A 23,351-nucleotide genomic window follows, 5' to 3' on the forward strand; every position below is an offset into this window, starting at 1 on the left:
ACGATGACGACTTTTACTTTACGCCGGGATGCGTTCGGCAAGCTGGTACTGACGAATGGCGAGGGCGAGGAATTCGTCGGCGTGGTGCCCGTGCGCTCGTTCCCTGTGCAGGCGCCGTCGAAAGGCATCTCGCTCGTGCGCGACGGCGGGAAGGAAGCCGCGTGGATTGACGACCTCGAGACCATGCCGGCCGACATCCGTGCACTCGTCACGGAAGAACTCGACGGCCGCGAGTTCATGCCCGAGATCCTGTCGATCAAGGGCGTGTCCAGCTATGCCACGCCGTGCACGTGGACCGTCAAGACGGACCGCGGCGACACGGAATTCGTGCTCAAGGGCGAGGAAGACATCCGCCGGCTGGGCACGTACTCGCTGCTCATCGCGGACAGTCACGGGATTCACTTCCTCATCCGCGACATGTTCGGCATCGACAAGGGGAGCCGGAAGATTCTCGACCGGTTCCTGTAAGTGCCGGACCGCGCCGCTACTGCCGGCCGGGTCCGATGTGGCGGTCGAGGAAGCGCTCGACGCGCTGCCAGAAATCGATCCGGTTCTTCGCCAGCGACCATCCATGACCTTCGCCCGCGTATGTCACCCATTCGACCAGCTTGTTGTTGCGTTTGACGGCGGCATAGAATTTCTTGCCGTGATACAGGGGCACTCGCTTGTCCTCGTCACCATAGGCCAGCAGCAAGGGCTGGCGAATGCGTGAGGCTTGCTGGATTGGCGAGGTGGCCTTCAACTGGTCGGCATCCTTGACCGGATCGCCGATCAGGTACGGCATGCCGTAGCGCATGTAACCCTCCGAAAATTCGGGTTTGGAAAACCATGTGCCGGTGTACATCAGTTCGATGTCGGTCACCCCGATCCAGTCGATACCGCAACGGTACAGGTCGGGGTCGTTGACGAGACCCATCAGCGTCGCGTAGCCGCCGTAGCTGGCGCCGGCGATGCAGATCCGCTTCGGATCGGCGATCCCCTGGTCGATGGCCCAGCGCGTGCCGTCGGCGATGTCGTTCTGCATTGCCAGGCCCCACTGCTTCAGGCCAGCCTCGACATGATGCATGCCGAAACCGGTGCTGCCGCGGAACTCCACCTCCAGCACGGCATAGCCGCGCGACGCCAGGAATTGCGACTCGGGATTCCAGCCCCAGCTGGCACCGCGAACCCAGGGCCCGCCGTGCACCAGCACCACCATCGGCAGGTTCTTGCGCGTGCCGCCGGGCGGCAGCGTCAGCAGTCCGGGGATGTCGAGGCCGTCGCGCGCCTTGAACCGGACCGTTTCCTGCCGGCCCATAAGGGTGGGGTCGATCTTTGGATAGGTATTGCCGACCAGCTCCAGCTTGCCGGTTTGGGTGTAGAACAGGAGGTAGCGCAGCGGCTGACGGTCGGAATAGGATTTCACGAGTACCCAGGGCACGCTGGTCCTTGCCGGAGCGTCGATCATGTTGATCGCACCGGGCAGGGCCTTGTCCACTGCCGCCTGGAGTGCTTTCATCGCCGGGTCGAACCAGACGTCGGCCTCGGCATCGGTGGTGACGCGCACGCCCAGCAGCTTGCCGTTGCCGAGCAGGCTGCCGTCGAAGTCGTAGCCGCGCGTGACGACGACCGCCTCCTTGTTCACCGTACCGGCGGCGAAATCGAAAGTGCGCAGGGATGCCGTGTCCTCCCCGGCGTTGGCCACCACGTACAATGTGCCGTCGGGACCGAAGCCGAGCGGCTTGATCGCATCCCTGGCGCCGCGGTAGGTGTCGAAACTGGCCACTTCGCGCCACTTTCCCGTCGCCGGATCGCGATAATGCATGACGGTCTTGATGTCGCCATAGAGCATGGCCAGCCGCGGCTCACCTTTGGCATCGAGCATGAAGGTGCTGACTTCCACATCCGGCTCGGGACCTACCTCGGCTTTTCCGGTCAACGTGTTGAGGCGGCGCAGCCGGGTGCCGAAGTACTTGTCGTTCTTGTCGAACATGGGACGCGCGACGTAGATCCATTCCGAATCCTGGCTGCCGGACTGGGCGAGGAGGAACGTGTTCCACGGCTGCGGCGAGCGTTGCCGGATGCTGCGTTGCGCCAGCTGGAGGTAGTTACCGCCGTCACGGTCGACGGCGAACAGGCCGGGTGCACCCTCCTGGTCGGCGCTGGCGTATTCCGAATCGCGCACATCGAACACGAGGCGGCTGTCGTTCACCCAACGGAAATTATCGACATCGAGGTCGGTGAAGGACGCGACCGCCTTGGCCTCCTTCGTCTCCAGATCGATCACGGCGAGGAAATCGCGGAGGCCGTCACGATTCGTGCGCATCGCCAGATAACGCCCGCTGGGCGACAACTGGGCGCCGCCGAACGCGTTGTTCCCGAAAAAGGCGTCGACCGGTGGGAGCGTCGAACCCTGTGCCCAAGCGGGTGCACAGATCCGCACGGAAGCGACCACCAACAGCGCGATGCTCCACCCTGGCCGCATGTCTTTTCCTTTGTAGAGGTATTGACATGATCTTGCCAGAAGATCAGTTATTTATCGACAACATTTTTAACCGCGTCGCCACCGAGCCACCCGTCCGGCGTCCAGTCGAGGCGATGAGTGAGTGCCAGTCTCTCCAGGAAGCGCCCGTCATGCGATACGACCACCAGCGCCCCCGGCCACGATTTCAGCATCGCTTCCAGCGCCTCCACGCTCGCGAGGTCGAGGTGGTTCGTCGGCTCGTCCAGCATCAGCAGTTTCGGCGTCGGTTCGCGCAGCACGGCCTGCAGCAGCGCGCCGCGCATGCGTTCGCCGCCGCTCAGTTCTCCGCTGAGACGCAGGATGCGTGACGGACCCAGCCCCGCGAGCGCGAGCATCTGGCGCAGGCGGCCTGCGTCGTGCGAGGTTGGGAAATGATCCAGCAGGCTGCGCGCCGGATCGAGCATGGCCAGATGCTGGTCCAGCAGCACGCCGGGCAACCCGTGCACGGTGCCGGACTGCGGAGTGATCTCTCCGGCAATCGTGCGCAGCAGCGTGGATTTGCCGCAGCCGTTCGGCCCTGTGATCGCGATCCGCGCGGCGCCTTGCACGCGCCAGTCCAGCGACTGGCGGGGACCGTGCCGCGCGACCAGTCCATCGAATGCGAGCGCCGTCTGGCCGGGCGGGATTGCAATGTCCAGCTGCGGAAAGACCGGCTGCTGGTGCAGCGCATCGAAGGTCGCGAACGCGTCCGCCACGTCATCCTGCAACGCCTGCCGCTCGCGCGCATGGCGCTCAAGCCGCGCGCCGTCCGTCTTTTCGGCGCGCTGGGGCAGGGCGTTCAGGACGATCCTCGGCATGCCGCCATCCGCCTTGGCGCGCGCGCCGCGGGCGCTCTTGCGCGCGGCGCGCTCGGCCTGGTCGCGCATCTTTTGCTCGCCCTGGCGCCGCTCCGTGCGGGCCCGTTCCAGCCTCGAACCTGCTGTGGCCAATTCCGCCTCGCGCTGTTCGGCCACGAGCGACCATCCGCCGCCGTAGCGCCGCAGGTCGCCCGCGTGGACTTCCAGCGTGCGCTCGACGTGCTCCAGCAACTCGCGATCGTGGCTGATGAGCAGCAGGCCGCGGCCGGACTGGCGCCACACGCGCATCTGGTCGAGGAGGAAGGCGCGGTTGCCAAGGTCGAGATGGTTGCCCGGTTCGTCCAGCACGAGCAGGTCGGCGTCCGAGCAAAACGCGCCGATCAGCGCGAGCAGCGTGTGCTGGCCGCCGGACAACGCGGCTGGTGTCACGGCTGCTGAAAGTCCGGCCGCGTCCAGCATCGCCTCCCAGCGCGCTTCCAGGTCCCAGCGGTCGCCGATGATGTCGAAGTCCTCGTCGCGTGCGTCTCCATCCGCCAGCCGGCGCAGCGCGGCCAGCGGCGCGTCCAGGCCCGCGACTTCGGCCAGGGAAGACGCGGAGGTGGCCCCGGTCTGCTGTGCCACGTAACGGATGCGCCCCGGCCGCTCGATGCGTCCGGCGGAAGGCAGCAGGTCGCCCGCGAGCACGCGCCCGAGCGTGGACTTGCCGCTGCCGTTATGGCCGATCAGGCCGACCGTCTCGGCACCGAACGATTCGTGCAGGTTCGTGAAGAGGATGCGCCCGTCGGGCAGGATGATGTCGACCCCGTGCAGGGCCGCGAAGTAAGGATGCGCCATGAGAGACTCCTGAATGCCAATGAAAGCCGGGATGGTTTCGAGGCCGTTGCGTACGAACGGCGGGCATTACAGGCGCATGGGTAGAATCCTCCTTGAATCGATTCCATATTCTAGCAGGAGATCCGCATCGAAACCCAACACTACGTCGTCGTCACGATCGGCTCGGCGGGCGACCTGTTCCCGTTCCTCGCGCTGGCGCTCGCGTTGCGTGCACGCGGCCACCGCGTGAGTTTCCTCGCGCCCGAACAGCATGGCCCGTGGGTGCGCCCGACCGGATTGCCGTTCACGGGCCTGCCCGCCGACGAGGCCGTGCTGCGCGACCCCGACCTGTGGCATCCCACGCGCGGCTTCGGCGTCGTGTGGCGTGCGACGCGGCCCGCGATGGCGCGCATCGTTCCCTTCATCGAAGCGCTGCCGCGGGAGGAACCCTGCACACTGCTCGTGCATCCGCTCGCGCTGCCCGAGGCGGACCTGTGCCGCGTGGCGCATCCGGGTGTGAAGATCGCGGCCGCCTACCTCGCGCCGGCCAACCTCATGACCGTGCACGATCCATTGATGGTGGGCCCGTGGCGCGTGCCGGCCTGGGTGCCGTTGTCCGCGCGCCGGGCGTTCTGGCGCTGGGTAGGCAGGCGTTTCATCGACCCCGTCGCGCTGGCGGACGTGAATGCGGCGCGCACGGCGCACGGCTTGCCACCGGTGCCGTCGCTGATGGACTGGATCGCGGCCGTGCCCGATGTGTCGCTGACCTTGTTCCCCGACTGGTTCGCGCCCACGCAGCCGGACTGGCCGCAACCGCTGGTGCGCGGCGATTTTCCTTTGTTCGACCCGAACGCGGATGCAACGCTATCTGCCGACTTACAGGCGTTCCTGCAGGCCGGCCCGCCGCCGCTCGTGTTCACGCACGGCACCGGCAACACGCAGGCGGCCGCGTACTTCCGCGACGCGTTCGCGGCGGCCACGCGCCTGGGCCGGCGTGCGGTCTTCCTCACGCCGCACCGCGAACAGGTGCCGGCCGACCTGCCGCCCTCGATGCTGTGGCAGGACTATGTGCCGCTGCGGGCACTCCTGCCGCATGCGGCGGCGCTCGTCCACCACGGCGGCATCGGCACGACCGCGGAGGCGCTGCGCGCGGGGGCGCCGCAACTCGTCGTTCCGCTGGCGCACGACCAGTTCGACAATGGCGCGCGCGTGACGGCGCTGGGTGTCGCCGCGAGCCTGCCCGCAACCCGGTTGAACGAACGGCGGCTCGTGCGTGCGCTGGGCGATCTGCTGGGAGCGCCCGGACTGGCGGAACGGACCCGTGCGGTGGCCGGTCGATTCCAGCCCGGAGCTGGCATCGACCGGATGTGCGACGTTCTCACGTCGCGTTCCAGAACCCCCGATGCGCCTCCCGCGCCTCGTTTTCCCTGAGCGGCCCGATCACCTCCGTCGTCCTCTGCCCGCGCGCGAATACGTCGCGGCAGGGCAGGGACAGCGTCGGGTTCTCCGGATCGCTGCCGGTCAGCGCCAGCAGGCTCGTTTCCGACATGCCGTAGACGACGCGTCCCACGCCGCTCCAGTAGGTGCCGCCCGCGCACATCGCACACGGCTCCGCATTGCTGTACAGCGTGGCACCGGCCAGTTCGGCCGGGCCGAACTTGCGCGAGGCGGCGCGCAGGGCATTCATCTCCGCGTGCGCCGTGCGGTCCGTGGACGAATCGTTCATCGCCTCCGCGATGACGGTGCCGTCGGCGCCGACCACCATCGCTGCGAACGGATGATGGCCTTCGTCGCGCGAGCGCTGCGCCAGCGCGAACACGCGGGTCAGGAACGCCTGGTCCTGCGGGGTCGGCACGCTCATTTTGGAATGGTGCCTTCCACGCCCTGCACGTACCAGTTCATGCCTTTCAGGTCCGCCAGCGACATCTCCGAACCGGCGGCGACCTTGACCGCACCCGACTGGTCCTTCAGCGGTCCCTGGAACGGCTTGAGCTTGCCGCCGATGATCGCCGCCTTCTTCGTCTCGAACAGCTTGGCCGTGTCGGCGGGGATGACGGCGTTCAGCGGCGACATCTTGACCATGCCTTCCATCAGGCCGCCGTGCACTTCGGCGCTCTTCCACGTGCCCGCGATCACGGACTGCGCGGTGCGGGTGTAGAAATCGCCCCACGAATTCGTCGTCGCCGTCAGGTGCGCTTTCGGTGCGAAGCGGGCCATGTCGGAGTCCCAGCCGAACGCGTACTTGCCTTTTTCCTGCGCCACCTGCAAGGTGGCCGGCGAATCCGTGTTCTGCGTGAGCACGTCGGCACCCTGCGCGATCAGGGTCTCGGCGGCCTGGCGCTCCTTGGCGGGGTCGTACCAGCTGTTGATCCACACGACTTTCGTCTTGATGGCCGGGTTCACGCTCTGCGCGCCGAGCGTGTACGCGTTGATGTTGCGGATCACTTCCGGCACCGGGAAGGAGCCGACGAAGCCGATCGTGCCCGACTTGCTCATCTTCGCGGCGATGACGCCCTGCAGGTAGGTGCCTTCGTACTGGCGCGTCTCGTACACGCCGAGGTTCTTCGCCACCTTGAAGCCGGTGGCATGCTCGAACACGACGTTCGGGAAGGCCTTCGCCACTTTCTCCGTCGGGTTCATGAAGCCGAACGACGTCGTGAAGACGAGCTTGTTGCCGTCGGCGGCGAGCTTGCGGATGACGCGTTCGGCGTCCGCGCCTTCCGGTACGTTCTCGACATAGGTGGTGGCCACCTTGCCGCCCAGCGCCTTTTCCATGGCGAGGCGGCCCTGTTCGTGGGCATAGGTCCAGCCCGCGTCGCCGACGGGGCCGACGTAGACGAAGGCGACCTTCAGCGGATCGGCCGCGTGCGCGTTCAGGGCAGTGAGGGAAGCGAGAAGAGCGGCGGCGAGCAGTGTGCGACGGTTCATGGTGTTCCTCTTTCAGTGAATGGTGGACGGATCAGAAGTGGTATTCGGCGCGGACCATCGGCGTTTTCGCGGTGGCGCCCGGTGCGACGCTTTCCGGGTTGCCGAACTTGTTCTTCCAGTACTGGTATTCGAGGCCGACCTTCAGCGTGTTCTTCGCCGCGCCGATGGCCGGGCTCAGGTCGTACATGACCTGCATGTCGACGTTGATCTCGACGGCCGTCGGGCCGCCGAACTCGTTGCGGCCCTTGGTGCCGATGTAGTTGGCGAAGCCCTCGAACGACAGCGGCACGCCCAGCGTGAACGGGATTCCCCACGCGGCCGTCAACATCGCGTGCGTCTTGTACGTGTAGCGCGGGGTGGAGATGCTCGTGAAGCCGTTGAACGGCGCATTGCTCTCGCGCAGGGCGAGCAGGCTGACGTCGAGGAAGCCCGGGACGTCGAACATCAGGGTCGGGCCCAGCACCAGCATGCGCTTCTTGGAGTTGTAGCCGGCGTCCGTCTTGCTGTTGACGTCGAAGCCGCCGGTCACGCCGACGCCGCGCACCGGACCGAAGGCCAGGTTCGCGCCCGTCACCTTGCCCAGGTCGAGCGTGTGGCGGTACAGCGCATAGGCTTCGTGCGCGCCGCTCGATGCGCCCACGGCGGACGGATCGTGCGAGTCGGAGAGCAGGAAGTCGACGCTGAAGAAGTTCTTGCCGTACTTGTAGCCGCTGACGTTGGAGAAGTTGATGACGTGCTTGTTGATGTCCTCGCCGTTGTACGGTTCGGAGAACTTGGTGCCGTAGCGCCAGCTGAGCGACGTGTCGCTCCAGTCGGCGGCGTGGGCGGCGGTGGTGCAGAAGGCGGCGAGAAGGGCGAAACAGGCGGACGTCTTCATTCGGTTTCCTTGTTATGGTGGGGTGGGGCTATTACAGATTGCATCCGATCACGAACGGGATTGGGTGCAATCCCGATCTCATCCTTATGCAAGTAGCGGGCCAGGCCGCTCAACGCTCGCCCAGCGCTTCCGCGAGGTTGACCTTGCGGTCCTGTTCGTCCAGGTGCAGGCGCGCCTCGATGTCGAGCAGGTGGTGTTCGATCAGGTCGACGGCCTTGTCGGTGTCGCCCCGTTCGATCAGCGCGAGCAGGTCGTGGTGGTCGTGGTTGCCGCACATGGGCACACCGGGGTTTTCGTACAGCGCGATGATCAGCGAGCAGCGCGACACCAGCTCCGCCATGAAGCGCTGCAGCACGGCGTTCCCTGCCAGCTCCGCCAGCAGCAGGTGGAACTCGCCGCCCAGGCGGATCCACGCGGCGCGGTCGGCGCCATGGCGTGCCGCTTCCTCGGCCTCGATGGCGGTGCGGATCGCACCCAGCGACGCCGGCGTCGCGCGCCGTACGACCAGCGGCACGATCTCGCGCTCGAGCGCGCGCCGCGCGGCGAACACGTCGCGCGCCTCCTTCGGCGTGGGCGACGCCACGACGGCGCCGCGGTTCGGGCGCAGTTCGATGATGTGGTCGTGCGCGAGGCGCTGCAGGGCCTTGCGCACGGTGGTGCGGCTCACGTCGTACAGCGCGCAGAAGTCCGCTTCGCCCAGGCGGGTGCCGGGCGGCAGGCGGTGGCTCATCACGGCGTTGACGACGGCGCGGTAGATGCGCTCGTCGACGGCCGTGAGTCCGCGCTTGCGGGCCGGTGTGGAAGGGGCGGCGTGAGTCATGCTTGTCTCCATATCAGGGATGCGATTGGCGACATATAAAGCAGGAATCGTGCACACGCGCGTCCGTACGCATCCGCCGCACCGGCGGCAGGCGCGTGCCCGGTTTCGGTGAGGCGATGAGCCGCGGCGGTGCGGTTTGTATACAAATCGTGCGCCATGGGCCCGAAGGGCGGTGGGCACGCAACTTGCAAACGACAACCACGTTTTGTATACAACGATTGGAGTCAGAATGAGCGATCCCCACGAACGAAACGAGCCGCGCCTGCGGCTCCTCGGGATCTCGAAGATCTACCCGTCCGTCGTGGCCAACGCGGACGTGAACCTGACGGTCATGCCCGGCGAGATCCACGCCGTGCTGGGCGAGAACGGGGCCGGCAAGAGCACCCTCATGAAGATGATCTACGGCGTCACGAAGCCGGACGCCGGCGAGATCATGTGGGAGGGCCGGCAGGTACGCATCGATTCGCCGTCGGCCGCGCGCCGCCTCGGCATCGGCATGGTGTTCCAGCATTTCGCGCTGTTCGAGACCCTGACGGTCGCCGAGAACATCGCGCTTGCGCTGGACGAGAAGACGACGCCTCGGCTGCTTGCGCCGCGCATCCGCGCAGTCTCCGAACAATACGGCCTGCCGCTCGACCCGGACCGGCTCGTGCACAGCATGTCGGTCGGCGAGCGCCAGCGCGTGGAGATCGTGCGCTGCCTGCTGCAGTCGCCGCGTCTCCTGATCATGGACGAACCGACGTCGGTGCTCACGCCGGACGCCGTGCAGACGCTGTTCGTGTCGCTGCGCCGCCTGCGCGACGAAGGCGTCAGCATCCTCTACATCAGCCACAAGCTCGATGAGATCCAGGCCCTGTGCGACCGCGCCACTGTGCTGCGCGCGGGCCGTGTGGCCGGTACCGCCGTCCCGCGCGAGGAAACGGCGCACTCGCTGGCCGAACTGATGATCGGCGGCGACCTGCCCACTTGCACCCTGGCCCCGCGCGCGCCGGGCGAGGTCGCGCTGGCACTGGCCGCGCTCGACCTGCCGAGTGCGGACCCGTTCGGCACCACCTTGCGCGGTATCTCCCTCGACGTGCGCGCCGGCGAGATCGTCGGCCTGGCCGGCGTCTCCGGCAACGGCCAGCAGGAGCTTCTAAAGGCCATCTCGGGCGAGCGGCCGGCGCCCGTCGCCGCGTCGATCCGGCTGCTGGGCCACGACGCCGGCCGCCTGGATGCCGCCGCGCGCCGCCGGCTGGGGCTCGGCTTTGTACCGGAAGAGAGATTGGGCCGTGGCGCCGTGCCCGCGCTGTCGCTGGCCGACAATGCGCTGCTGACCGGCTACCTGAATCCGGACGCCGGCATGGCGACGGGCGGCGTGATCCGGCGCAGCGCCGTGCGCGCGTTCGCCGCCGCCGTCATCGAGCGCTTCAAGGTCAAGTGCGGCGGCCCGTCGTCCGCGGCCGCGAGCCTCTCGGGCGGCAACCTGCAGAAATTCATCGTCGGGCGCGAAATCCGCCTGGCACCCAGGGTGATGGTCGTCGCCCAGCCCACGTGGGGCGTCGACGTCGGCGCCGCCATGCTGATCCGCCAGGCGATCATCGACCTGCGCGACGCGGGTGTGGCCGTCCTTGTCGTGTCGGAAGAACTCGACGAACTGTTCATGATGTGCGACCGCATCGCCGTGCTGGCGAAGGGCCGCCTGTCGCCCGCCGTTGCTACCAGCGCCACCACCGTCGATCGGATCGGCCGCTGGATGGGCGGCGATTTCGCTGTTGAAGGAGAGTCCCATGTCCCGGCTTGAAGCCCGTCCCGAACCATCGCGCGCGATGATGCTGTCGTCGCCGCTCATTGCCGCCGCCGCGATGCTCGTCTCGGGCTCGCTGCTGTTCCTGTTCCTCGGCCAGGCGCCGCTGCATGCGTTCTACGTGTACTTCGTCCAACCGCTCACGTCGTGGTACGGCATCGGCGAACTGCTGCTCAAGGCCACTCCCTTGACCCTGTGCGGCGTGGGCCTCGCCATCGGCTTTCGCGCCAACGTCCACAACATCGGCGCGGACGGCCAGCTGACGATGGGGGCCGTGGCCGCCGGCTGCGTCGCGCTGTACTTCGACGGTGCCGAGGGCCCGTGGCTGCTGCCGCTGATGGTCCTCGCCGGCGCCGTAGGCGGTGCCGCGTGGGCGGCCGTGCCCGCGCTGCTGCGCACGCGCTTCAATACGAGCGAGATCCTCGTGTCGCTGATGCTCGTGTACGTCGCGTACCTGTTCCTCGGCTATCTCGTGCACGGCCCCGTGCGCGATCCGGCCGGCTACAACTTCCCGCAATCGAAGATGTTCGGCGACGCCGCCATGCTGCCGCTGCTGAAGGAAGGCCTGCGCGTGAACGCGGCGTTCCTGCTGTCGCTCGTGGCCGTGGCGGGCGCGTGGTTCTTTTGCCGCCACAGCTTCGCGGGCTACCGCATGCAGGTGTCGGGCATGGCGCCGGCCGCCGCGCTGTATGCCGGGTTTTCCGAACCGAAGAACGTGTGGATCGCGTTCCTGGCGAGCGGCGCGCTGGCCGGCGTGGCGGGCGTGGGCGAGGTGGCGGGGCCGCTGGGCCAGCTGCAGGCCTCGGTGTCGCCCGGCTACGGCTTCGCCGCCATCATCGTCGCCTACGTCGGGCGCCTGCATCCGGTCGGCGTACTGCTGGCGGGCCTGCTGATGTCGCTGCTGTATATCGGCGGCGAGACGGCGCAGATCGAGCTCCAGCTGCCGTCCGCCATCACCGGCCTGTTCCAGGGCCTGCTGCTGTTCTACCTGCTGGCGGCCGACCTGTTCATCCATTACCGCATCAAGCCCCGCACGCCCGCGCTGGTGGCCGTGCCCGTCGTCGCGAAGGAGACTGCATGAATTCCGAATACCTCGTCGCCTTCCTCGCCAGCACGGCGGGCGCCGCGACCCCACTCGTCCTCGCTTCGACGGGCGAGCTCGTGGCCGAGCGTTCCGGCGTCCTCAACCTGGGCCTGGAAGGCATCATGCTCGTGGGCGCCGTGGCCGGCTTTTCCGTCACGCTGCACACGGGTTCCGCCGGCCTGGGCCTGGCCGCCGCGCTGCTCGCCGGCATGGCGATGGCGCTGCTGTTCGGCGTGCTCGTGCTCACCTTGCAGACGAACCAGGTCGCGACGGGCCTCGCGCTGACGCTGTTCGGCATCGGCCTCTCGGCGTTTGTCGGGCGCGACCTCGTCGGCCAGACCGTGGCGCCGCTGCCTCGACTGCACCTGCCCGTGCTGTCCGACCTGCCGTTCGTCGGGCCGCTGCTGTTCTCGTTCGATGCGATGGTCTACGCATCGCTGGCGCTCGTGCTGCTCACGGGCTGGATGCTGGCGCGCACGCGCCTGGGCCTGCTGATCCGCGCCGTCGGCGAGGCGCCGCACAGCGCCCATGCGATCGGCATGCCGGTGGTGAAGCTGCGCTACGCGACCGTGCTGGCCGGCGGGGCGCTGGCGGGACTCGGCGGCGCCTACCTGTCGCTGGCGCTGACGCCGATGTGGGTCGAAGGCATGACGGCCGGCCGCGGCTGGATCGCACTGGCCCAGGTCGTGTTCGCGACGTGGAAGCCGCGCGGGCTGTTGCTCGGGGCTTATCTGTTCGGCGGCGTGACGGTGCTGCAATTCCACGGCCAGGGCCTCGGCGTCCCGATCCCGTCCGAGTTCCTGTCGATGCTGCCCTACCTGGCCACGATCGTCGTCCTCGTCGTCATCTGCCGCGATCCGCGCACGATCCTGCTGAACAAGCCGGTATCGCTGGGCCAGAACTTCAAGGCCGACTAGCCAACGGCGCGCCGCGATTTTCCAGGGCAGGCAAGAATGGCGGTTGCCATCATTGAGGAGAAGCGGACATGCAAAGAAGCGCACTCGTCGTGGGCGCCAGCGGCATCGGCGGCCATGCCACGGCACGGGAACTGCTGGCCCACGGCTGGACCGTGTACGGTCTTGCGCGCCGTCCACCCGCCGACCTGCCGGGCCTGATCCCCGTGCCGGCCGACCTGATGGATACGGAGCGGCTCGGGGAAGCGCTGGCAACCGCGTTCGGCGGAGGTGACAATTCGGGCCCGACCCACGTATTCATCACGACGTGGATGCGGCAGGACAGCGAGGCGGAAAACATCCGCGTCAACGCCGTCCTCGTGCGCAACCTGCTGGATGCGCTGAGCAGCCGCAAGACGCTGCGTCACGTGGCCCTCGTGACGGGCCTGAAGCATTATCTCGGCCCGTTCGAGGCGTATGCCAGTTCGCGCACCTTGCCCGACACGCCGCTGCGCGAATCCCAGCCGCGCCTGCCGCTCGACAATTTTTATTACGCGCAAGAGGACGAAGTCTACGCGGCGGCCGCGCGCGACCGTTTTACCTGGACCGTGCACCGGCCGCACACGGTCATCGGCATGGCGGTCGGCAATGCGATGAACCTGGGCACGACCCTGGCCGTGTACGCGTCGATCTGCAAGGAAACGGGCCGGCCGTTCCGCTTCCCCGGCTCGCGGGCGCAATGGGAAGGCCTGTCCGACGTGACCGACGCGCGCATGCTCGCGCAGCAGTTACGCTGGGCCGCCGATCACGACGCCGCGCGCAACGAAGCCTTCAACATCACGAATGGCGATTATTTCCGCTGGAGCTGGCTGTGGCGCCGGCTGGCCGCATGGTTCGGCGTGCAGGCGGCCGGCTTCGAAGGCGAGACGCGGCCTTTGGAAGCCGAGATGGCCAACGACCACGCCGTCTGGCGCGAGATCGCGACGCGCCACAAGCTCGTCGAGGCGGACCTGAACCGGCTCGTGTCGCCGTGGCACACGGACCTCGATCTCGGCCGTCCCATCGAAGTGATGACGGACATGGCGAACAGCCGCCGGCTCGGCTTCGCGGCGTGGCAGTCGACCGAGGATTCGTTCTACGACCTGTTTGCCGAGTTGCGGGCGCGGATGCTCATTCCCTGATGGTGGGCCAGCGCACGGACCGCCAGGTTTGTCTATGCTTGAATGAGGCATGCGCGATCCATTAACGAAGACAGGCCACGTGCGCGTCCGCGGTGCGCGCGAGCACAACCTGAAGAACGTCGACCTCGACATCCCGCGCGACGCGCTCGTCGTGTTCACGGGCGTGTCCGGCTCGGGCAAGTCGTCGCTCGCGTTCGGCACGCTGTACGCGGAAGCGCAGCGGCGCTACCTGGAATCCGTGTCGCCGTACGCGCGCCGGCTGTTCCACCAGATGCCCGTGCCGGAAGTGGACGACATCGACGGCCTGCCGCCCGCCGTCGCCCTGCAGCAGCAGCGGGGCACGCCGACCACGCGCTCGTCCGTCGGCAGCGTGTCGACCCTGTCGAACTCCCTGCGCATGCTGTATTCGCGTGCCGGCGATTACCCGCCCGGCCAGGAGCTGCTGTACGCCGAATCGTTTTCCCCGAACACGGCCGAAGGCGCATGCCCGCAGTGCTCGGGCCTGGGCCGCGTGTACGACGCGACCGAGCAGTCGATGGTGCCGGACGACAGCCTTACCATCCGCGAGCGCGCCGTCGCCGCGTGGCCGCCCGCGTGGCATGGCCAGAACCTGCGCGACATCCTCGTCACGATGGGCTACGACGTCGACACCCCGTGGCGGGATTTGCCGAAGAAGGACCGCGACTGGATCCTGTACACGGACGAGACGCCCACCGTGCCCGTGTACGCGGGCCTCACGCCCGAGGAAACGCGCCGCGCCCTGAAGCGCAAGGAGACGCCCAGCTACCAGGGCACGTTCAGCGGCGCGCGCCGCTATGTGCTGCAGACGTTCGCGAACACGGAAAGCGCGTCGATGAAAAAGCGCGTGATGCGCTACATGGTGAGCAAGGAATGCCCGCTGTGCCAGGGCCGCCGCCTGCGCCAGGAAGCGTTATCGGTGACATTTGCCGGCATGGACATCATGACCCTGTCGCGCGTTCCGCTCGAACGGCTCGCGGCGCTGCTGCGGCCCTACGCGGAGGGCACGGCGCCCAAGGGCAAGGCGCGTGCCGATAAACATCCCGAGCAGCTGATCGTCACGCAGCGCATCGCGGCGGACCTGTGCGCGCGGCTCGACACGATGCTCGCGCTGGGCCTGGGCTACCTCGCGCTGGAGCGCAGCACGCCGACCCTGTCGCCGGGCGAGCTGCAGCGCCTGCGCCTGGCCACGCAGGTGCGATCGAACCTGTTCGGCGTCGTGTACGTGCTGGACGAGCCGTCGGCCGGCCTGCACCCGGCCGACACGGAAGCGCTGCTGGACGCGCTCGCGCGCCTGAAGGCGGCCGGTAATTCGCTGTTCGTCGTCGAGCACGCGCTCGATGTGATCCGGCACGCGGACTGGATCGTCGATGTCGGCCCGCAGGCGGGCGAGAAGGGCGGGCAGATTTTATATAGCGGCCCACCCGACGGCCTGCGCGACGTGGCGGGCTCGCACACGCGGCGTTACCTGTTCACCGATGCGCAGGACGCCGTGCGCCCGCCGGAGCGGACCCCGCGCGAGCCGGCCGGCTGGCTGCGGCTGGAAGGCGTCACGCGCAACAACCTGCACGACCTGGCCGTCTGCTTCCCGCTCGGCGTGATGACGGGCGTGACGGGCGTCTCCGGCTCCGGCAAGTCGACGCTCGTGAGCCAGGTGCTCGTCGACCTCGTCGGCGCGGCGCTGGGCCAGGGTGGGGCCGACGAGGAGACCGAGGAAGGCATGGACCTGGAGCGCGAGGCCGACATTCCGACCGTCGGCCACATCGCGGGACCCATGCACGGCATCCGCCGCCTCGTGCGCGTGGACCAGAAGCCGATCGGCCGCACGCCGCGGTCGAACCTCGCCACGTACACGGGCCTGTTCGACCAGGTGCGCAAGCTGTTCGCGGCGACGCCGGCCGCGAAGAAGCGCCGCTATGACGCGGGACGGTTCTCGTTCAACGTGGCCAAGGGCCGTTGCGAGCATTGCGCGGGCGAGGGCTTCGTCATGGTCGAGCTGTTGTTCCTGCCGAGCGTGTACGCGCCTTGCCCCACGTGCGGTGGCGCGCGCTACAACGCCGACACGCTGGCGATCCGCTACAACGACCGCAACATCGCGGACGTGCTGGGCATGACGGTCGACGAGGCGCACGCGTTCTTCGCGGACGAAGAAGCCGTCGCGCGGCCGCTGTCGGTGCTGCGCGAAGTCGGGCTCGGTTATCTGCGGCTGGGGCAAAGTGCGACGGAGCTCTCGGGCGGCGAGGCGCAGCGCATCAAGCTGGCGACGGAACTGCAGCGTGCCGGCCGCGGCGGGACACTCTATGTATTGGACGAGCCGACGACGGGCCTGCACCCGCTCGACGCCGACCGCCTGCTGGCCCAGCTCGACCGTCTCGTCGAGGCGGGCAACACCGTGATCATGGTCGAGCACACGATGCGCGTGGTGGCCGCGTGCGACTGGATGATCGACATCGGTCCGGGCGCAGGCGAGGCCGGCGGCAAGGTGATGGCGGAGGGACCGCCGGCGCAAGTCGCCAAGGCCAGGGGGAGCCGCACGGCGCCGTATCTTCGGCGATTCCTGTCGTAAATACGTCGCAACGTCTTCGACTTGATAAAAAGTCACGTTCAAGCGAACGCCTCTGTTCCTTTGCTTGCGTTACACTTGGGATATTTTTTTCACAAGAGTAACCACACAGCATGGCCGGTTCGAGTATCGATAGTGACCAATTCCGACGCATCCTGTCGCGCAACGTCGCCATGCCGCTGGGCATGGGCGTGCTCAGCGCGCTCGTCTTCGTCGGTATCATCGCCTACCTCATCAACGTCCTGAGCTGGGTCGAGCATTCCGAGCACGTGATCGGCCGCGCCAACGAGGTCAGCCGTCTGTCGTCCGACATGGAGGCCGGCATGCGCGGCTACGTGCTGTCCGGCGACGACGACTTCCTGGCGCCTTACCTGGCGGCCAAGCCGCGCATGGATGCCGAGTTGAAGAATCTCGAGCGGCTCGTCGATGACAACCGGGCGCAGCTCGACCGCATCGAGCGGGTGCGCGCGGCGCAGGCCCAGTGGCAGGCGTTCGCCGAAGAGATGATCGCGCTGCGCGGCAGGAAGGCCGACTTCGTCGAGATCGTCCAGACCATCAAGACCGGCCGCGGCAAGATCCTGACCGACCAGGTCCGGCGCGAGTTTCTCGATTTCATCCAGGAAGAGCAGCGGATCCTGCAGGAACGGAATGCCACGTCGCGCTCCGTCATCGCGTGGTCCGTCGCCGCCTTCCTCGCGTTCAGCCTGATCGTCGCCGGCCTGCTGGCCGTGTTCGGCCGGCGCGACCTGCAAGCGCTGTCCAAGTCGTACGGCGACATCCTGCAGCACGAGGAAGACCACAATACGCAGTTGATGCAACAGGCGTGGCTGCGCTCGGGCCAGGCGGAAATGATCGCGAAGACGACAGGCATCATCAGCCTGGAACCGCTGGCCGATGCCGTGCTGAATTACGTGGCGCACTACCTGAACGGCGTCGTGGCCGCGATGTACGTGCGCGCCGAGGACGGTACGCTGACCCGCATCGGCACCTACGGGTTCGCGCATGCGGACACGGACCGCGCCCGCATCATGCAGCCGAACGAGTCGCTGGCCGCGCAGGCCGCCGAACAGAACCGCATCGTCACCCTGCGCGACCTGCCGCCGGACTACATCAAGGTCGGCTCGGCGCTGGGCGAGACGGCGCCGCGCGAACTCCTGATCGCGCCCGTGTCGAACTTCGGCAAGATCAAGGGCGTCATCGAGATCGGCTTCCTGCACGGCGTGCGCGAGCGCGACGTCCAGTTCATGGAAACCATTGCCGCGTCGGTCGGCGCGGCCGTTGCCAACGTGCTGCACCGCCAGCGCCTGCAGGCCGCGCTGGAAGAGCAGCAGGCCCTGAACGAGGAATTGCAGGTGCAGCAGGAAGAGCTGCGCACGGCCAACGAGGAACTGGAAGAACAGTCGCGCGCGCTGGAGGAATCGCAGTCGGCGCTGGAAAACCAGCAGGCCGAGCTGGAGCAGACGAACGAACAGCTGGCCGAGCAGGCCGCCCACCTCGACACCAAGAACAGCGCGCTCGTACAAGCCCAGGAGCAGTTGCGCGAGCGGGCGCTGGAACTGGAGCGCGCGAGCCGCTACAAGTCCGAGTTCCTTGCGAACATGTCGCACGAACTGCGCACGCCATTGAACTCGTCGCTGATCCTTGCCAAGCTGCTGGCCGACAATGCAGGCGGCAACTTGAACGAGGAGCAGGTGCGCTTTGCCCAGACGATCTATTCGGCCGGTAATGACCTGCTCAATCTGATCAACGACATCCTCGACATTTCCAAGGTCGAGGCCGGCAAGCTGGAACTCGTGCCGGAAGACTTGCCCCTGCGCCGCGTCATCGAGGGCCTGGCCCGCGTGTTCGAACCGCTGGCGCGCCAGAAGCACCTGGACTTCAGCCTGACGGTCGAGCCGAACGTGCCGATCAGCATCCACACGGACCGCCAGCGCCTGGAACAGATCCTCAAGAATCTGCTGTCGAACGCCGTCAAGTTCACGGATAAGGGCAAGGTGCATCTCACCGTGAGCGCCAACACGGATGGCTGGATCCAGTTCGCCGTGCAGGATTCCGGCATCGGCATCGCGCCCGAGCAGCAGGATAAAATCTTCGACGCGTTCCACCAGGCCGACGGCTCCACCGCGCGCAAGTATGGCGGCACGGGACTGGGCCTGTCCATCTCGCGCGACCTGACCGCACTGCTGGGCGGCACCCTGACCTTGACGAGTGCGCCGGGCGAGGGCAGCACGTTCGTCCTGAGCCTGCCGCGCAACGGCACCGTCGCCGCGACGCCGCCCGTGCTGCCGCCGGCGCAGCCGCCCGTGCGCGCATCGGCACCCGTCACCGCGCCGAATCCTGAGCCGGAGCGCGAGCCGGTGGCGCAGCCGCAAGAGGGCACGCTGCCGGCGTTCGCCGACGATCGGACGCAACCCGCGGCCGGCGTACGCACGGTGCTCGTGGTCGAGGACGAGCCGGAATTCGCGCGCATCCTGTACGGCCTTGCGCACGACATGGAATTCCGCTGCCTCGTCGCGCTGACGGCGCAGGAAGGGCTGGAACTGGCGACAAACGAGAGCCCCGACGCGATCCTGCTCGACATCCGCCTGCCGGACGGTTCCGGGTTGTCCGTGCTGCAACAGCTGAAGGACAATCCGGCGACGCGCCACATTCCCGTCCACGTCGTCTCGAGCCAGGACAACGGCGGCGAGGCGCTGCACCTGGGCGCGATCGGCTACGCCTTGAAACCGACGTCGCGCGAACAGCTGGAAGAGGTGTTCCGCAAACTGAAGGACAAGTCGTCGCAACAGATCAAGCGCGTACTGCTCGTGGAAGACGACGAGCGCCAGCGCGACAGCGTCGTGCAATTGATTTCCGATACCGACGTCGAGATCGCGGCCGTCGGTTCCGGCACGGAAGCGCTGGACCTGTTGCGCACGGAGATTTTCGACTGCATGATCATCGACTTGAAGCTGCCCGACATGCAGGGTAATGAGTTGCTCAAGCGTATGTCTCTGGAAGAACTGTGCTCGTTCCCGCCCGTCATCGTGTACACGGGACGCAACCTGACGCGCGACGAGGAAGCGGAACTGCTGAAATATTCGCGCTCGATTATCATCAAGGGTGCGCGCTCGCCGGAGCGCCTGCTGGACGAGGTGACGCTCTTCCTGCACAAGGTGGAATCGGAACTGTCGTCGGAACGCCAGTCGATGCTCAAGACGGTGCGCGGGCGCGACCGCGTGTTCGAAGGCCGCACGATCCTGCTCGTGGACGATGACGTGCGCAATGTGTTCGCGCTGACCAGTGCCCTGGAACAACGTGGCGCCAGGGTAGAGGTGGGCCGCAACGGTTATGAAGCCATTGCCAAGCTCGATGAGAATGAAGCGATCGACCTGGTCCTGATGGACGTGATGATGCCGGGCATGGACGGACTGGAAGCGACGCGTCGCATCCGCCAGGACAAGCGCTTCGCGCGCCTGCCCATCATCGCGATCACGGCGAAGGCGATGAAGGACGACCAGGAACAATGCCTGGCCGCCGGCGCCAACGACTATCTCGCCAAGCCGATCGACCTGACCCGGCTGTACTCGCTGCTGCGCGTGTGGATGCCGACGCTGGAGCGCATTTGAAAAAGACAATGCACAGCCTGCCGAGCGACGACATCGAGTTGCGGATGCTGATCGAGGCTGTCTACCTCAAGTACAACTACGATTTCCGCGACTACACAGGCGCCTCGCAAAAGCGCCGCGTGCTCGCCGCGTTGCGCGCGATGGAATGCGAAACGATCTCGGCTTTGCAGGCGCGCGTCATGCACGACCCTGCCGCGTTCGCGCAGCTGTTGCAGTTTTTGACCATTCCTGTGACGGAAATGTTCCGCGACCCGGATTATTATCTGGCTGTACGCCGGCTCATCGTGCCGTTCCTGAAGACGTACCCGTCGCTGAACGTGTGGGTGGCCGGCTGCAGCACGGGCGAGGAAGTGGTTTCGCTCGCGATCCTGCTGCACGAAGAGGGCCTGCTGGAGCGCACGCAGATGTACGCGACCGACATTAATCCGGAGTCTCTGGAAGCGGCACGGCGCGGCGTGATGCCGCTGGATAAGATGCGCGTGTACACGGAGAATTACCAGAAGGCGGGCGGCACGCGCGCGTTTTCCGATTACTACACGGCCGCGTACGGTGGGGCGCTGTTCGACCGCGCGCTCGTCGAGAACGTCACGTTCGCGGACCACAGCCTGGCCACGGACAGCGTATTCGCCGAGACGCATTTCATCAGCTGCCGCAATGTGATGATCTACTTTAACCGGCGCCTGCAGAACCGGGTGCTGGGCCTGTTCCACGACTCGCTGTGCCACCGCGGCTTCCTCGGCCTCGGCAGCAAGGAAAGCATCGACTTTTCCACGTATGCCCAGCAATTCGAACCGCTCGCGAAGCGGGAGCGGGTGTTCCGCAAGGTGGCGTCATGAGTCCCGCCGTCGACCCCGGTCCGCATGAGGGCGCCGTGCGCGCCGCGCTGCGGGGGCGGCGTTTCGAGGCCGTTGTGATCGGCGGCTCGGCCGGCGGCGTGGATGCGCTCGTCGGGCTGCTGCCCGCGATTCCGGCCGACTATACCTTGCCCGTGTTTTGCATCCTGCACATGCCGGGCGACCGCGAAAGCCGCCTGGCCGAATTGTTCGACGAGCGCCTCCCCGTGCCCGTGAAGGAAGCGGCCGACAAGGAAGAGATTCGCCCCGGCACCGTCTACTTCGCCGGCCCGGGCTACCATTTGTCCGTCGAGCGGGACCGCACGTTTTCGATCAGCTGCGAGCCGCCCGTGCATTTCGCGCGGCCCGCGATCGACGTGCTGATGGAATCCAGCGCCGATGCCTACGGCCCCGGCCTGGCCGGCATCCTGCTCACGGGGGCGAACCACGACGGCGCGGACGGCATGGCCCGCATCCGCGCGCGCGGCGGCTTCACCGTCGTGCAGGATCCCGCCGACGCCCAGGTGCCCACCATGCCCGTGAGCGCCATCAACCGCTGCAAACCGAACCTGATCCTGCCTCTGGCGCGCATCCACGCCCTGTTGCCCATGTTGGAGATGAATGAACCATGAGCGCACATGACCCTAGCAAACTGCTGATCGTCGACGACCTGCCGGAAAACCTGCGCGCGCTCGACGCGCTGATCCGCGACGAACAGCGCCTCGTGTTCCAGGCCCAGTCGGGCGAGGAAGCCCTGTCCCTGATGCTCGAACACGATTTCGCGCTCGCCATCCTCGACGTGCAGATGCCCGGCATGGACGGCTTCGAACTCGCCGAGCTGATGCGCTCCACGTCGCGCACCCGCAATATCCCGATCGTGTTCGTGTCCGCCGCCGGCCGCGAGCTGAACTATGCCTTCAAAGGCTACGAGACGGGCGCGGTCGATTTCCTCTACAAACCGCTGGACCCGGACGCCGTGCGCAGCAAGGTGCACGTGTTCGTCACCCTGGACCAGCAGCGGCGCGAGATGCAGCGCCAGATGGAGGCGCTGGAAGCGGCGCGGCGCGAGCAGGAAGTGCTGCTGCGCGAACTGAACGAGACGCAGGCCGAACTGCAGCGCTCGCTGCGCATGCGCGACGAATTCATGTCGCTCGTCGCGCACGAGTTGCGCACGCCACTCAACACGTTGTTCCTGGAAACCCAGATGCGCAGCCTGCAATTGAAGCGGGGCAATTTGCCGGCGTTCAATCCGGACCAGATGAACAACATGATCAAGCGCGACGAGCGCCAGATCAAGGCGATGATCCGCCTGATCGACGACATGCTGGACGTCTCGCGCATGAAGAGCGGCACCTTGTCGATCCGCCCGGCGAAGGTCGAGCTGATGGCCTTGCTGGAGCGCGTCGTGAACGATTTGTCGCTGCAGGCCGCCGCAGCCGGCGCCAACGTCGTGCTGGCGCCGCATCACGCGGTCGAAGGCTTCTGGGACGAATTCCGCATCGAGCAGGTCGTCGTCAACCTGCTGACCAATGCCATGCGCTATGGCGGCGGCGGCGCGGTCGAGGTCAGCGTGCATGATGAAGGCTGCAACGTCCGCATTGCCGTGCGCGACCACGGCAAGGGCATTGCGCCCGACTTCATCGACCGCATCTTCGAACCGTACGAGCGGGGCGCGAAGAGCGGCGAGCCGAAGGGCCTCGGCCTGGGCCTGTACATCTCGCGCCAGCTCGCCGTGTCGCACGGCGGCCAGCTGACGGTCGAGAGCACGCCGGGGCAGGGGGCGACGTTCAGCCTCACCCTGCCGTGCATGGAGACTGCGTTGCAGCCGGCGGCAACGCCGGCCTGATCCTCGCGCCGCCAATGTTCCCGATAGGCACAGGCTATCCCGATGTGATAGCTAAAATCAATTGATAGAATCTGTTCAATCAATTTCACATGAAGGGTGTGACAGGGTATAGTTCACACCTAAGCTTTTTTTAACCCCGAAAGAGGAGTACTGAATGTCCATCATCAACACCGAAATCAAGCCGTTCAAAGCAACCGCTTACCACGCAGGCAAGTTCATCGACCTGACCGAAGCCGATTTCAAAGGCACGTGGTCGGTCCTGATGTTCTACCCGGCGGACTTCACCTTCGTCTGCCCGACCGAACTGGAAGACCTGGCTGCTTTCCAGCCGGAATTCGAAAAGATGGGCGTCAAAGTCTACGGCGTGTCGACCGACACCCACTTCGCCCACAAGGCATGGCACGACACGTCGGACGCGATCAAGAAGGTCAACTACCCGCTGATCGGCGACCCGACCGGCCTGCTGTCGCGTAACTTCGAAGTCATGATCGAAGAAGAAGGCCTGGCCCTGCGCGGCACGTTCGTGATCAATCCGGAAGGCCAGATCAAGGTCATGGAAGTGCACGACAACGGCATCGGCCGCGACGCGTCGGAACTGATGCGCAAAGTGAAGGCAGCCCAGTACGTCGCATCGCACCCGGGCGAAGTCTGCCCGGCCAAGTGGACCGAAGGCGCCGAAACGCTGAAGCCGTCGCTGGACCTGGTCGGCAAGATCTAATAGATCTGTTTTAGAAGCACCAGTAGCACCGTAGTACCAGGCACCGGCCGCGAGGGGCGGCCGGTGCCCACCCCCTCCCCACG

18 protein-coding genes are annotated in these 23,351 nt (G+C 66.7%); 12 read left to right on the forward strand and 6 right to left on the reverse strand.

Annotated elements, in window-relative coordinates:
* The first annotated feature begins 3 nt into the window (after nt 1-3).
* Entirely contained in the window at nt 4-468 is a 465-nt protein-coding gene (locus P0M04_RS16450) for a cyanophycin metabolism-associated DUF1854 family protein (RefSeq protein ID WP_259451499.1), read from the forward strand.
* A gap of 16 nt (nt 469-484) precedes the next feature.
* Here the strand turns inward: P0M04_RS16450 and P0M04_RS16455 are convergent, their stop codons facing one another.
* Both P0M04_RS16455 and P0M04_RS16460 read right to left on the reverse strand, forming a co-directional pair.
* Entirely contained in the window at nt 485-2,464 is a 1,980-nt protein-coding gene (locus tag P0M04_RS16455) for an alpha/beta fold hydrolase (RefSeq protein WP_259451498.1), read from the reverse strand.
* A 47-nt stretch (nt 2,465-2,511) separates the two neighbouring features.
* On the reverse strand, nt 2,512-4,134 hold the full coding sequence (locus P0M04_RS16460; protein WP_259451497.1) for an ABC-F family ATP-binding cassette domain-containing protein: 1,623 nt from the start codon (nt 4,132-4,134) through the stop codon (nt 2,512-2,514).
* Between the two features lie 192 nt (nt 4,135-4,326).
* Between P0M04_RS16460 and P0M04_RS16465 the strand changes: the two genes are divergently transcribed.
* Nucleotides 4,327-5,544 (forward strand): glycosyltransferase, encoded by a 1,218-nt coding sequence (locus tag P0M04_RS16465; RefSeq protein WP_281042455.1) that lies wholly within the window; start codon nt 4,327-4,329, stop codon nt 5,542-5,544.
* Here P0M04_RS16465 and P0M04_RS16470 read toward each other — a convergent pair.
* From P0M04_RS16470 to P0M04_RS16485, 4 genes are all read right to left on the reverse strand, one after another.
* Nucleotides 5,492-5,974, reverse strand: a complete 483-nt coding sequence (locus P0M04_RS16470) for a nucleoside deaminase (RefSeq protein ID WP_259451496.1) — start codon at nt 5,972-5,974, stop codon at nt 5,492-5,494. The two genes, P0M04_RS16465 and P0M04_RS16470, sit on opposite strands and share 53 nt — an antisense overlap.
* Nucleotides 5,971-7,041, reverse strand: coding sequence for a BMP family ABC transporter substrate-binding protein (locus tag P0M04_RS16475; protein WP_259451495.1), 1,071 nt, complete (start codon nt 7,039-7,041; stop codon nt 5,971-5,973). The genes P0M04_RS16470 and P0M04_RS16475 overlap by 4 nt, the downstream gene beginning before the upstream one ends.
* Nucleotides 7,042-7,072: 31 nt before the next feature.
* Nucleotides 7,073-7,918, reverse strand: coding sequence for an outer envelope protein (locus tag P0M04_RS16480; RefSeq protein ID WP_259451494.1), 846 nt, complete (start codon nt 7,916-7,918; stop codon nt 7,073-7,075).
* 109 nt (nt 7,919-8,027) lie between these two features.
* Entirely contained in the window at nt 8,028-8,738 is a 711-nt protein-coding gene (locus P0M04_RS16485; RefSeq protein ID WP_259451493.1) for a GntR family transcriptional regulator, read from the reverse strand.
* 229 nt (nt 8,739-8,967) lie between these two features.
* On the opposite strand from P0M04_RS16485, the gene P0M04_RS16490 reads away from it, so the two are divergent.
* From P0M04_RS16490 to ahpC, 10 genes are all read left to right on the forward strand, one after another.
* Complete coding sequence (locus P0M04_RS16490) at nt 8,968-10,521, forward strand: ABC transporter ATP-binding protein (RefSeq protein ID WP_259451492.1); 1,554 nt, start codon at nt 8,968-8,970, stop codon at nt 10,519-10,521.
* On the forward strand, nt 10,508-11,605 hold the full coding sequence (locus tag P0M04_RS16495) for an ABC transporter permease (RefSeq protein ID WP_259451491.1): 1,098 nt from the start codon (nt 10,508-10,510) through the stop codon (nt 11,603-11,605). Before P0M04_RS16490 ends, P0M04_RS16495 begins: the two co-directional genes overlap by 14 nt.
* Nucleotides 11,602-12,525, forward strand: a complete 924-nt coding sequence (locus P0M04_RS16500) for an ABC transporter permease (protein WP_259451490.1) — start codon at nt 11,602-11,604, stop codon at nt 12,523-12,525. The genes P0M04_RS16495 and P0M04_RS16500 overlap by 4 nt, the downstream gene beginning before the upstream one ends.
* A gap of 68 nt (nt 12,526-12,593) precedes the next feature.
* Nucleotides 12,594-13,682 (forward strand): SDR family oxidoreductase, encoded by a 1,089-nt coding sequence (locus P0M04_RS16505; RefSeq protein WP_259451489.1) that lies wholly within the window; start codon nt 12,594-12,596, stop codon nt 13,680-13,682.
* A gap of 49 nt (nt 13,683-13,731) precedes the next feature.
* A complete protein-coding gene (locus P0M04_RS16510; protein WP_259451488.1) occupies nt 13,732-16,266 on the forward strand; it encodes an excinuclease ABC subunit UvrA in 2,535 nt (844 codons plus the stop codon).
* A 110-nt stretch (nt 16,267-16,376) separates the two neighbouring features.
* Nucleotides 16,377-19,871 (forward strand): response regulator, encoded by a 3,495-nt coding sequence (locus P0M04_RS16515; protein ID WP_259451487.1) that lies wholly within the window; start codon nt 16,377-16,379, stop codon nt 19,869-19,871.
* Between the two features lie 8 nt (nt 19,872-19,879).
* Nucleotides 19,880-20,707, forward strand: coding sequence for a CheR family methyltransferase (locus tag P0M04_RS16520; protein ID WP_259451713.1), 828 nt, complete (start codon nt 19,880-19,882; stop codon nt 20,705-20,707).
* Nucleotides 20,704-21,336, forward strand: coding sequence for a chemotaxis protein CheB (locus tag P0M04_RS16525; protein WP_259451486.1), 633 nt, complete (start codon nt 20,704-20,706; stop codon nt 21,334-21,336). The genes P0M04_RS16520 and P0M04_RS16525 overlap by 4 nt, the downstream gene beginning before the upstream one ends.
* Nucleotides 21,333-22,550: a hybrid sensor histidine kinase/response regulator gene (locus P0M04_RS16530; protein WP_259451485.1), complete on the forward strand. Its 1,218-nt coding sequence runs from the start codon at nt 21,333-21,335 to the stop codon at nt 22,548-22,550. The genes P0M04_RS16525 and P0M04_RS16530 overlap by 4 nt, the downstream gene beginning before the upstream one ends.
* A 154-nt stretch (nt 22,551-22,704) precedes the next feature.
* Entirely contained in the window at nt 22,705-23,268 is a 564-nt protein-coding gene (gene ahpC / locus P0M04_RS16535) for an alkyl hydroperoxide reductase subunit C (RefSeq protein WP_056136676.1), read from the forward strand.
* Nucleotides 23,269-23,351 lie beyond the last annotated feature (83 nt).

Source organism: Telluria mixta, assembly GCF_029223865.1.
In the GTDB taxonomy this organism is placed as follows: domain Bacteria; phylum Pseudomonadota; class Gammaproteobacteria; order Burkholderiales; family Burkholderiaceae_D; genus Telluria; species Telluria mixta.

Bases quoted from the DNA above. Each gene is read 5' to 3' on its own strand.
- P0M04_RS16450 (WP_259451499.1), top strand. From the start codon at position 4: ATGACGACTTTTACTTTACGCCGGGATGCGTTCGGCAAGCTGGTACTG.
- P0M04_RS16455 (WP_259451498.1), bottom strand. From the start codon at position 2,464: ATGCGGCCAGGGTGGAGCATCGCGCTGTTGGTGGTCGCTTCCGTGCGG.
- P0M04_RS16460 (WP_259451497.1), bottom strand. From the start codon at position 4,134: ATGGCGCATCCTTACTTCGCGGCCCTGCACGGGGTCGACATCATCCTG.
- P0M04_RS16470 (WP_259451496.1), bottom strand. From the start codon at position 5,974: ATGAGCGTGCCGACCCCGCAGGACCAGGCGTTCCTGACCCGCGTGTTC.
- P0M04_RS16475 (WP_259451495.1), bottom strand. From the start codon at position 7,041: ATGAACCGTCGCACACTGCTCGCCGCCGCTCTTCTCGCTTCCCTCACT.
- P0M04_RS16480 (WP_259451494.1), bottom strand. From the start codon at position 7,918: ATGAAGACGTCCGCCTGTTTCGCCCTTCTCGCCGCCTTCTGCACCACC.
- P0M04_RS16485 (WP_259451493.1), bottom strand. From the start codon at position 8,738: ATGACTCACGCCGCCCCTTCCACACCGGCCCGCAAGCGCGGACTCACG.
- P0M04_RS16490 (WP_259451492.1), top strand. From the start codon at position 8,968: ATGAGCGATCCCCACGAACGAAACGAGCCGCGCCTGCGGCTCCTCGGG.
- P0M04_RS16495 (WP_259451491.1), top strand. From the start codon at position 10,508: ATGTCCCGGCTTGAAGCCCGTCCCGAACCATCGCGCGCGATGATGCTG.
- P0M04_RS16500 (WP_259451490.1), top strand. From the start codon at position 11,602: ATGAATTCCGAATACCTCGTCGCCTTCCTCGCCAGCACGGCGGGCGCC.
- P0M04_RS16505 (WP_259451489.1), top strand. From the start codon at position 12,594: ATGCAAAGAAGCGCACTCGTCGTGGGCGCCAGCGGCATCGGCGGCCAT.
- P0M04_RS16510 (WP_259451488.1), top strand. From the start codon at position 13,732: ATGCGCGATCCATTAACGAAGACAGGCCACGTGCGCGTCCGCGGTGCG.
- P0M04_RS16515 (WP_259451487.1), top strand. From the start codon at position 16,377: ATGGCCGGTTCGAGTATCGATAGTGACCAATTCCGACGCATCCTGTCG.
- P0M04_RS16520 (WP_259451713.1), top strand. From the start codon at position 19,880: ATGCACAGCCTGCCGAGCGACGACATCGAGTTGCGGATGCTGATCGAG.
- P0M04_RS16525 (WP_259451486.1), top strand. From the start codon at position 20,704: ATGAGTCCCGCCGTCGACCCCGGTCCGCATGAGGGCGCCGTGCGCGCC.
- P0M04_RS16530 (WP_259451485.1), top strand. From the start codon at position 21,333: ATGAGCGCACATGACCCTAGCAAACTGCTGATCGTCGACGACCTGCCG.
- ahpC (WP_056136676.1), top strand. From the start codon at position 22,705: ATGTCCATCATCAACACCGAAATCAAGCCGTTCAAAGCAACCGCTTAC.